This window comes from Devosia sp. (assembly GCF_030689745.1).
Lineage (GTDB): Bacteria > Pseudomonadota > Alphaproteobacteria > Rhizobiales > Devosiaceae > Devosia > Devosia alba.
The window spans coordinates 43,626-53,075 of sequence record NZ_JAUYGL010000003.1; the positions used below are offsets into that span (position 1 = coordinate 43,626).

At 62.0% G+C, this 9,450-nt stretch carries 10 protein-coding genes and 1 pseudogene; 2 read left to right on the forward strand and 9 right to left on the reverse strand.

Going from position 1 to position 9,450, the window contains the following annotated elements:
- Positions 1-7 precede the first annotated feature (7 nt).
- Positions 8-925 (forward strand): diacylglycerol kinase family protein, encoded by a 918-nt coding sequence (locus tag Q8O80_RS00245; protein ID WP_305575700.1) that lies wholly within the window; start codon positions 8-10, stop codon positions 923-925.
- 139 nt (positions 926-1,064) lie between these two features.
- Positions 1,065-2,540 (forward strand): sensor histidine kinase, encoded by a 1,476-nt coding sequence (locus tag Q8O80_RS00250; RefSeq protein ID WP_305575702.1) that lies wholly within the window; start codon positions 1,065-1,067, stop codon positions 2,538-2,540.
- Between the two features lie 18 nt (positions 2,541-2,558).
- On the opposite strand, the gene Q8O80_RS00255 is transcribed toward Q8O80_RS00250, so the two are convergent.
- The 9 genes and pseudogenes from Q8O80_RS00255 to Q8O80_RS00295 all read right to left on the reverse strand — a co-directional run.
- Positions 2,559-2,996 carry a hypothetical protein gene (locus Q8O80_RS00255; RefSeq protein WP_305575704.1) on the reverse strand — a complete coding sequence of 146 codons (438 nt, stop codon included), beginning with the start codon at positions 2,994-2,996 and terminating at the stop codon, positions 2,559-2,561.
- Positions 2,997-3,001: 5 nt separating this feature from the next.
- A complete protein-coding gene (locus Q8O80_RS00260) occupies positions 3,002-3,367 on the reverse strand; it encodes a YqjD family protein (protein WP_305575706.1) in 366 nt (121 codons plus the stop codon).
- Between the two features lie 202 nt (positions 3,368-3,569).
- Entirely contained in the window at positions 3,570-3,728 is a 159-nt protein-coding gene (locus Q8O80_RS00265) for a DUF3309 family protein (RefSeq protein ID WP_305575708.1), read from the reverse strand.
- A gap of 36 nt (positions 3,729-3,764) precedes the next feature.
- Positions 3,765-3,917, reverse strand: a complete 153-nt coding sequence (locus Q8O80_RS00270; protein WP_305575710.1) for a hypothetical protein — start codon at positions 3,915-3,917, stop codon at positions 3,765-3,767.
- Positions 3,918-4,058: 141 nt separating this feature from the next.
- Positions 4,059-5,645: an FGGY-family carbohydrate kinase gene (locus Q8O80_RS00275; RefSeq protein ID WP_305575712.1), complete on the reverse strand. Its 1,587-nt coding sequence runs from the start codon at positions 5,643-5,645 to the stop codon at positions 4,059-4,061.
- Between the two features lie 14 nt (positions 5,646-5,659).
- Positions 5,660-6,331 (reverse strand): HAD family phosphatase, encoded by a 672-nt coding sequence (locus Q8O80_RS00280; protein ID WP_305575714.1) that lies wholly within the window; start codon positions 6,329-6,331, stop codon positions 5,660-5,662.
- 102 nt (positions 6,332-6,433) lie between these two features.
- A complete protein-coding gene (locus Q8O80_RS00285; RefSeq protein ID WP_305575716.1) occupies positions 6,434-7,909 on the reverse strand; it encodes a mannitol dehydrogenase family protein in 1,476 nt (491 codons plus the stop codon).
- Between the two features lie 191 nt (positions 7,910-8,100).
- Positions 8,101-9,105, reverse strand: coding sequence for an ABC transporter ATP-binding protein (locus Q8O80_RS00290; RefSeq protein WP_305575718.1), 1,005 nt, complete (start codon positions 9,103-9,105; stop codon positions 8,101-8,103).
- A gap of 191 nt (positions 9,106-9,296) precedes the next feature.
- A pseudogene (locus Q8O80_RS00295) lies at positions 9,297-9,450 on the reverse strand (carbohydrate ABC transporter permease); the annotation flags it as partial.

Below are 9,450 nucleotides of genomic sequence, written 5' to 3' on the forward strand. Positions count from 1 at the left end.
TTGTCGCATGCACGTTGTAGCGGTGTTGAATCGCGATGGTGGGACGTTGCGGACCATGGATCTGGATGAACTCTGTGCGCAGGTGCAGGCCGCATTCGAGGGACATGCCCATACCGTTGAATGCAAAATTGTGCCGGGTGATGAGGTTGAAGCGGCATTGCGGCAGGCCGCAACCCGCACTGGGGTAGGCGCTGTTCTGGCTGGTGGCGGCGACGGGACGATTTCGACCGCCGCCGGAATCGCTTACGAAACGGGAATGCCGCTGGCGGTGCTCCCCGCAGGGACGATGAATCTGTTTGCCCGGGCACTCAAGGTGCCCCTTGATCTGAACGAAGCGCTGGAGGCCCTGGCTGGAGGGAAACTGGGCGAGGTTGACGTGGCGACGGCCAATGGCCGTCTATTCGTGCATCAGTTTGGCGTTGGGATACATGCCCGGCTGGTGCGGATACGCGAAGGCATGACCTATAGCAGCCGCGTGGGCAAGATTTTCGCCAGCCTGCGCGCGATTGCCGCCGCCGTGATTAGGCCGCCGGTCTTTGAAGTGGAATTGCACACCGCCAAAGGGATCGAGAGGCGACGGGTATCGGGCGTCGCCATCTCCAATAATCGGGTGGGTGACGGTCATATTCCCCATGCCGATCGGCTCGATGCGGGGGTGCTGGGTGTTTATGTCGCTGCCCCGGTGTCGCCGTCAGAACTGGTCGCGCTGGCGACCGGTATCCTGCTGGGTACGTGGCGATCGAACGAAATGGTGTCGGAGACGGAAGTAACCGCGGTTACGTTGCGGTTTCCCAAGCGCAAACGCAGCGCACAGGCCGTGATTGACGGTGAACTGGTCAAGCTTGAACCCTCCGTGGAGTTGGCGATCCGGCCAGGCGCGCTGCGGGTGATCTTGCCCAAGCAAGATAAGGCGGCAGCGGCATGATCTTTTGGGAACTAATGGGACGTGAGCGACGTTCCCGTCAATTGTCCGATGGTTTCGACCGTTGGTTGGGCGCTTTGGGTAAGCAGGACGCGACGTGGTAGCAATAGGAGCCAATTTACCCGAGCAGGTCCAGACGGTTGTGACTGACCCGAAGCGCCTTGCAGCAGTTTCGGCGTTTGTGGGGCAGGAAGGCGAAGCGGACGTCGATTTCGACCGGCTAGCGCGCGCTGTTGCCCATATCTTCCAAACCGAGTTCGCACTGATCAGTGTGGTGGGTCAGGATCGTCAGTGGCTCCGGGCGTGCTTCGGCTTGGCCGAAATGATTGACACCGACACGGAAATGGCATTCTGCGCGCAGACGCTTGGCATGCCTGAGGACGAGACCCTGGTGGTTCTCGATGCGCGTCAGGATGATCGATTCGAAGACACTTCGCCGGTCACAGCGTGGCCATTCCTGCGGTTTTATGCTGGCGCACCGATCATCGTTGCGGGGCAAAAAATTGGCGCGCTCTGCGTGCTCAGCGCGACGCCGCGCGACAGCGTTGATCCCGAAATGATGACGCAATTGGTTGATCTGGCGGCGGTGACCGCTGCGCTGTTTGCGCTCAAGGATGAAGCAAGGGTGCGTGCCCGGACGGCGGCAGCCCTGTTGCGCGAAGAATGGCGCCATGCGCTGACGCTCGAGGCCGGCAAGGTGGGTAGCTGGGTGTGGGATATTCGAACGGGTGAAGTCGCCTGCAACGAAACCTTCCGACGAATGTACAACCTGCCCGAAGCTGGTCCGATTCACATCGACCAGGTGCACGAAGCAACCCATGTGGGCGACCGTGCTGCGGTACAGGCGGGGATAGATGCCAGCCTGAGCAATGGGGTAGACTACAATGCCGAGGCCCGGGTGGCGAGCACAGGCCGGTGGCTGACGATGCGCGGGCGCGTGTATCAGCGGGATACTGAAGGTCGGCCATTGATCATGATGGGCGCGAGCATCGACATCAGCGAGAGCAAGCAATCGGCCGAGCAGACGCGGCTCTTGCTGCGCGAGCTCAATCATCGCGTCAAGAATACCCTGGCCATGATCCAGTCCGTGGCGCGGCAGACGATACGACAAAACCCAGATCCAAAAGCCTTTATCGAGGCGTTTTCAGGCCGTTTGCGGACGATTTCTGAGGCGCATGTACTTCTGGCCGATCGGGATTGGTCCGGCGTCCACCTGGATGAAGTCATTGCCGCCCAGTTTGGTCCAGGTTTCCGGGACAGGCCCGACCGCGCTGAAGTGAAGGGGGACGACATCATGCTGCCCGCCGATCATGCGCTTGGGCTGGGGTTGATCCTGCATGAACTGACGACGAATGCGCATCGCTACGGGGCGTGGTCGAGCGACGAGGGCGTGGTCAGCATCAACTGGACGCTCAAGGAGTACCCGGTGCGCGGGCTGACGCTGCAATGGCGGGAACGGGGGGGACCCCAGGTTGCGCCTGAACAGGAATATGGTCTGGGCGCGCGATTGATTGAGCGCGGGCTGAGCAAGGTTATCGACAGCGAAGTGACGCTGCAATTCCGGCCCGAAGGCGTAGCGGCTGATGTGTGGCTGCCGCTACCCACTGAGCCCGCCTGACGGCGGACCCAGCATTTCTCAATCCGGGTCGTTTTCGCTACTGCTTCGAATCAGCAAAAAAGCAGCCACTGCAGCCACCGGCAGGCCGATAGTGCGCAGCAGCGGCGAGCGTAGCACCATGGGTAGGGCGGATAGTGCCGCCGTCGTCAACAAGGCGTTGGTTTCGCTGGAGCGCCGCTTTTCCACGATTTCACGCTTGCGACGGCCCTCACCAATACGCATGCCGGCATAGACCGCCAGCGCCAGCAGCAGAAATGTGCCGGCGAAGATCAGCGCGGCGTAAATGCCGCCGACGATCTGGGCCAGCGCCATAAAGCCGGCAGCGATCAGAAAACCAGCCCCCATCAAGCCGAAGACGATGATGAAGGCGTTGACCACCACCGCATGCTTGATGCGGTCCGTGATATGGTCGACCTCAAGACCCAGCAGGCTTGCCAGTGGCACCATGAAGTTCATGGTAATCAGCGCCGCGACAGCAAAGCCAGAATGTAGCCAATACCGATGGCGCTCGCCACGGCGGTCAATGGCTTTTCGCGGATGGTGTCCTTGAGCTGCTGCTCGATTTCCCCTGCCTGCTCCTGAACATCGTCAATGACATGCTGACCCTGACGCTGCATATGACGAAGTTCGCCCTTGGCAGTGTCGGTCGCTTCGTTGACCTTTTCGCTGCTCAGTTTCGCCAGCGTGGCCGCAATGGCCTTCAAGTCGGTCTGTAGCTGCGTGATCTGGTCTTCAAGCTGATCTTCGCGCGGCTTGCTGGCGGCGGCGCGGGCCCGGTTGGGGGTCTTGGTGGCGCGACCAGGCGCAAGATCGGATGTGGTTGCCATGAGATGCTCCTTTTAATGTCTAGATGTAACGCGGCAATGGCGCGGCAGTTCCCCGGCGCGGCAGAGATCAAGAAATGCACCCCGAACGCCAGAGGCGCAACGGAGTGCATTCAAGGCGGACGACGGGGGGCAACCGCGACCGCCGGGCGCGCTCCACTCTTGTGGACCCGGAAGCCGGGTGCGCCGTTTCCGGTATGGGGCGCTAGATGCGCCCCATCAGTACCAGAATGAGAACAACCACCAGCACGACGCCAAGAATACCGGAGGGGAAGTAGCCGAAGCCACGTGAGTAGCCCCAATTTGGCAGTGCGCCAATCAGCAGCAGTATCAGAATGATGACGAGAATTGTACCCAAGCCCATGGTCGTTCTCCGTTGGTAATGGATAATAGGGGCGCTCTAGAGCATGGCGAGCATCAACCCAGCGGCTGTGGCAAGAATGACAAAAGCCGGGGCCAGCGCCTTGAGCACATTACTGTAATGGGTCTGACCATCATAGCCTTCGGTCCAGGCCGTTGTCTGCTCGAGCGCTTTGAAATCGATATTTGTCATAACTGCCTCCGCTATGGCCGATAAGCAGACCGGGTCCGGTCATCATGCCGCGCAATGTTGCGCCTGATCAAAGAACGGACGAAGATCAGATTTGGTTCCGTGATCGCAATTGCGCCGGTGCGTGAGATCGAAAATTGCCGATCAGACCATGGCGTCGATGGTCTGGCGCTGGGCGAGCATGGTGAGGAAAATCCGGTAATCCTTATCAAATTGCGGGCGGGCGGCCGGGTCGGGGGGCCTGGAGCGGCCGCCCTGCTGCATGGCGGCACAAGCAGCATCAAGCGTGGGATAGAGCCCGGCGGCGGTGGCCGCGACCATGCCCATGCCGAGCAGGGTGGCATCCTTGGCGGCGGATTGCACGACGGTGCAACCGGTGGCGTCAGCATAAAGCTCCATCAGCACAGCGTTCTTGGTGTGCCCGCCGGTGACGTGCAACGTGTCGATGGCATAGCCACGCGTGTTGAGCGTCTCCAGGATGTGGCGTACGCCCAGGGCGATGGATATTGCGGTGCGCCAGTAGAGGCGGCACAGCGAGTCGAAGTCGCTGTCGAGGGTCAGGCCGGAGATGACGCCCAGGGCGAAAGGATCGCCCAGCGGCGAGCGATTGCCGTGAAAATCGGGCAGGACATGCAGACGATCGGCTAGGCCGAGACCTTCGCGCTGCCGGAGCGCTATGATGCGCTGGGCGATGGTATGGTGCATCTCGGGCGTGGGTTCGCCGCCCGCCCCGTGCCAGCGAATAATGTGGTCGAGCAGCGCGCCGGTGGCCGACTGGCCACCCTCATTGAGCCAGACACCGGGCAGGACGGCCCCGAAATAGGGCCCCCAGACGCCTGTCGTGGGGCGGTCCTCGGCGGAGAGGGCCATGACGCAGCTTGAGGTGCCGGCGATCAGCGCCAGATGGCGGTCGATGGTACCGACATCGTGGGTGAAGGCGCCCAGCACACCCAGCGCCCCGGCATGGGCATCGATGAGGCCGGCGCCAACGCGACAGGCGGTGGTCAGGCCCAGATCGGCAGCAGCAGCTGCAGTCAGCGGGCCAAGATCGGTGCCGACCGGACTGGCCTGGTCCGGCAGTGCTGCCTTGTCCAGCATATCGGAGAGACCTACCTTGGCCAGGAAGTCCGGTTGCCAGCCGGATTCGGCGTGGGCGAGGTAGGTCCATTTGCAGGTGAGAGTAGACTGGCTGCGGGCTTGCGAGCCGGTCGCTTTCCAGGACAGGAAGTCGGCCAGGTCGAACATCATCCCGGCGCGGCCCCATGACTTGGGCATATGGCGCTTGAGCCACATCAGCTTGGGCACTTCCATTTCGGGTGACATGACGCCGCCCGCATAGGTGAGTACCTTGTGGCCGGTGGATGTGCATTCGTCTGCCTCTGCCAGTGCCCGATGATCGAGCCAGACGATAGTGTCCCAGCGGTCATCGCCATTGGTCGAGACGGTGACCGGATGCCCTTGTCTATCGCGGACGACGAGTGAGCAGGTGGCGTCAAAGCTGAGGCCGACGACGTGGCCGGGTTCAGCGCCAGCCCTGGTTATGGCCTCCCGCACGGCGGCGCAGACGGCGCGCCAAATCTGGCCGCTGTCATGCTCGGCATGGTTGGCATCGGTGCGATTCATGACGATGGCGTGCTCGGCCCGCGCGAGGAGCCCGCCCTCCGCGGTCAGCACGCCTGCCCGGGCACTACCGGTGCCCACATCCACTGCCACCAGGAGGTCAGTCGTCAAACCCAGCGCACCCTTTATTTCTGCCGCAGTGACCTTACTAGATCGGGCAGGGTGTGCATATCATCGAAAACACGATCCGGGGCGAGCGCTTCAAGGGCCGGGCGCAAGCCGCTGGGCAGCGCGTGACTGCCCCCGACATAGGCAAACACCCGCATGCCGGCGCGTTTGGCGGCGATGATGCCGGCGGGGCTGTCTTCGATGACCAGGCATTTCTGGGGCGCGACCTGCATGGCGCTGGCGGCGTGCAGGAACAGGTCGGGCGCCGGCTTGCCGTTTGCGACCATGCTGGCTGAGTAGATGTGTGGCGCGAACCGGGCCAGCAGGCCGGTCAGTTCAAGGCTGAGATGGATGCGTTCGGGGGTGGAGGATGAGGCCACACAAAGAGGCATTTTGAGCTGATCGAGAATGGCCGGCAGACCGGGGCTGGCCCGCAACTCTTGGCGATAAAGGGCGTAGAGGTCAGTGCGCATCGCCTGCAGGGCGGCGGGACCCAGCGGTGCGCCGTGATTGTCGTGCAGGCTGGCCGAGATTGAGGCCAGTGAGCGACCGAGAAAGTCGCGATAGGCGTCCGCAGGGGAAATGGTAATGCCTTGATTGGCAATGGCTTTTACCAAGATCCGCATGGCCAGTGGCTCGCTATCTACTAGCACGCCATCGCAATCAAAAACGACGAGGTCGATAGTCATGATCGGCGAGCCAGGACACCACGCCCAGTCCCTCCCCGCACGATGGAGGGAGGCGCAGGTTGGGCGCACTCGGTTCTCCGGCGGGATGCCGATCCGGGCATGTCAAAGCCCATTGGCCAGATAGCGCTCCAGGGTGGCCCTGGTGCCGATCGACCAGAGCGTCGTCAGCGCATGGGTGAAATCCTTGATAAAACTGGGGCTTTTGGCCAGATCGCCATAGATGTCGGTCATGGCCAGCCAGGCCGTTGGGTCGGATTTGGCCAGTCTGGCCTGGACGGTCAGCCGGTCCCAACTGGGGTCGTTGGGGGCAATGATGGCGCCGCTCTCGGTGGTGCCATAGCAATAGCGGCACCAGAGCGCTGAAACCAGCGCAAGCCCTTTTGCGGATTGGCTGTTGTTTACCCGATCCAGGGCCGACGGAATGATGAACTTGGGCTGCCGGTTGGAGCCATCCAGGGCCAGGCGGCGGATGGTGTCGCCGATCTTGGGATTGGCGAAGCGGCGAGTGCAGAGGGCGAAATAGTCATCGAGATTGGTGCCGGGCACGGGGGGCACCACGGGGATGATCTCGTCACGCTCCACCTTGGCGAGGAAGTCACCTACCATTGGATCTGCCATCGCATCATGCACGAAATGGATATCAAGCAGTGCCGCCGGATAGGCGATGGTGGCATGGCCGCCGTTGAGGATGCGGATCTTCATGTGTTCATAGGGGGCGACATCGGTGACGAACTGCACACCGACCTTTTCCAGCGCCGGGCGACCGGCCGGGAAGTTGTCTTCGAGCACCCATTGCTTGAATCGCTCGCAGAACACCGGCCAATTGTCCTCGATGGCGAATTCTTTGGCCAGTAAGGCGATCTCGCGCGCGGAGGTGGCCGGGGTGATGCGGTCCACCATACCATTGGGAAAGGCGACATTGGCCTCGACCCAGGCAGCCAGACCCAGATCAACCAGGCTGGCCAGACCGATGATGGCATTGGCGGTGACATGGCCATTGCCGGGGATATTGTCGCAACTCATCACTGTGAAGGGCACGGTGCCGGCCGTGCGGCGGGCGAGCAGACCGGCCAGGATCAGGCCAAAGGCGGTGCGCGGCGCCGTCATATGGGCGGCGTCAAAGACGATGTCGGGATGCGTGGGATCAAACTGCTGGCTTGCCGGGTCGATATAATAGCCGCCTTCGGTGATGGTCAGCGAGACAATGCGAATGGCCGGATCGGCGAGGGTGTTGATTATGGCGGCGCTGTCGCCGGGCCGCAGATAGTCGATCATGGCGCCGGTAACCCGGGCGCTGCTGGAATCGGCCTCCTGTTCGACAATCGTGGTCAACCAATCCTGGGCCAGCAGCTTTTGCCGCATGGCTTCGTCGGCATCCCGCACGCCGGCACCAATCAGCGCCCAGTCGTGGTCTGACCCGGTGGCGAACAGATCATCGAGATAGACCGCCTGGTGGGCGCGGTGGAAATTGCCGACGCCGAAATGCACGATGCCGGCCGTAAGGGCACTCCGGTCATAGGCGGGGATTGACGCCGTGGTGATGTCGGGGAGGGCGGCGGCGGAGAGCTTGGTGGTCATGGTAGAATCGTCCCGCATAGGGATTGGCCGCAGGGCGAACAGTTCCGCTTCATAGGCGGGATCAGAAGTGACGGTTCCGCGGAATCTGCAAGCCTTGAGACTGTTGCACTCCCTGAACGCCCACCCCCAATCCTTCCCCATAGAGGGGAGGGAGGCGATGGAGCCGCCGTATCTCCCGGTTGACCAAGCATCTAGATTGCCTTTCCGGCCGCATCGAACCGGTAGATGCGGTCTGGGTCGGGCGTGAGAAAGACGTCGTCGCCATGGCTGAAGGTCTGGTCGCCATCGGTACGGATGGTCATCAGGCCGAGACCATCGACATGAACGTGCAGGAAAGTATCGGAGCCCAGCTGTTCGGCGACGCCGACCTTGCCCTTCCAGGTGTTGGGTGTCGGTGCGGTGGCCAGCTTGAAATGCTCAGGGCGCACGCCGATGGAATGAGCACTGTATTTGGCGGCCTCGGGGCCATCGACAAAATTCATGCGGGGGCTGCCGATGAAGCCGGCGACGAAACGGTTGGCGGGCTTGTGGTAGAGATCGAGCGGGGAGCCGAACTGTTCGACATTGCCGGCATTGAGCACGACGATGCGGTCGGCCATGGTCATGGCTTCGACCTGGTCGTGGGTGACATAGACCATGGTGGTCTTGAGCTGCTGGTGCAGTTCGGTGATTTCGAGCCGCATGTTGACGCGCAGGGCCGCATCAAGGTTGGACAGGGGTTCATCGAACAGGAAGGCCTTGGGTTCGCGCACGATAGCGCGGCCGATGGCGACGCGCTGGCGCTGACCGCCCGACAGGGCGCGGGGGCGACGATCTAGATAGGCGGAGAGGTTGAGCGTGCGCGCGGCATATTCGACCTTCTTGTCGATCTCCTGCTTGCTGGCCTTGGCCATTTTGAGCGGGAAAGCGATGTTGTCGCGCACGGTCATGTGCGGATAGAGGGCGTAGCTCTGGAACACCATGGCCAGACCACGGCGCGCCGGCGGGGCTTTGGTCATGTCGACGCCATCGAGCAGGATGGTGCCGCTGGTGGTGTCTTCCAGACCGGCGATCAGGCGCAGCAGGGTGGACTTGCCGCAGCCGGAGGGGCCGACAAAGACGACGAATTCACCATCGTTGATGTCCAGGCTGATGTCCGGGATGATTTCGACTTCGCCGAAGGACTTGTTGACGTGTTGCAGGGAGATCGAACCCATTTTCTAGTCCTTTAGCGTGACGAAACAGAAAGGGCGGGCAAGGAGAGATGACCCCCACCCTTGATCCCTCCCCACAAGGGGGGAGGGAGACGATGAACACCGGCATCGCAGCTTGCGCCTCCCTCCCCTTGATGGGGAGGGATTGAGAGTGGGGTGAGGCCGCATGCTCATAGCCGTTTGGTGGCACGCCATCATTTCACCGCTCCGAAAGTCAGTCCGCGAACCAGTTGTTTCTGGCTGAACCAGCCCATGAGCAGGATGGGTGCAATGGCCAGCAGGGAGGCGGCTGAGAGCTTGGCGAGGAACAGGCCCTGGGGCGAGGAGAATGAGGAAATGAAAGCGGTG

What these genes read in the sequence shown, in the direction of transcription:
- Q8O80_RS00245 (WP_305575700.1), top strand. Translation starts at nt 8, where the DNA reads ATGCACGTTGTAGCGGTGTTGAATCGCGATGGTGGGACGTTGCGGACC.
- Q8O80_RS00260 (WP_305575706.1), bottom strand. Translation starts at nt 3,367, where the DNA reads ATGGCAACCACATCCGATCTTGCGCCTGGTCGCGCCACCAAGACCCCC.
- Q8O80_RS00285 (WP_305575716.1), bottom strand. Translation starts at nt 7,909, where the DNA reads ATGACCACCAAGCTCTCCGCCGCCGCCCTCCCCGACATCACCACGGCG.
- Q8O80_RS00270 (WP_305575710.1), bottom strand. Translation starts at nt 3,917, where the DNA reads ATGACAAATATCGATTTCAAAGCGCTCGAGCAGACAACGGCCTGGACC.
- Q8O80_RS00280 (WP_305575714.1), bottom strand. Translation starts at nt 6,331, where the DNA reads ATGACTATCGACCTCGTCGTTTTTGATTGCGATGGCGTGCTAGTAGAT.
- Q8O80_RS00255 (WP_305575704.1), bottom strand. Translation starts at nt 2,996, where the DNA reads ATGAACTTCATGGTGCCACTGGCAAGCCTGCTGGGTCTTGAGGTCGAC.
- Q8O80_RS00265 (WP_305575708.1), bottom strand. Translation starts at nt 3,728, where the DNA reads ATGGGCTTGGGTACAATTCTCGTCATCATTCTGATACTGCTGCTGATT.
- Q8O80_RS00290 (WP_305575718.1), bottom strand. Translation starts at nt 9,105, where the DNA reads ATGGGTTCGATCTCCCTGCAACACGTCAACAAGTCCTTCGGCGAAGTC.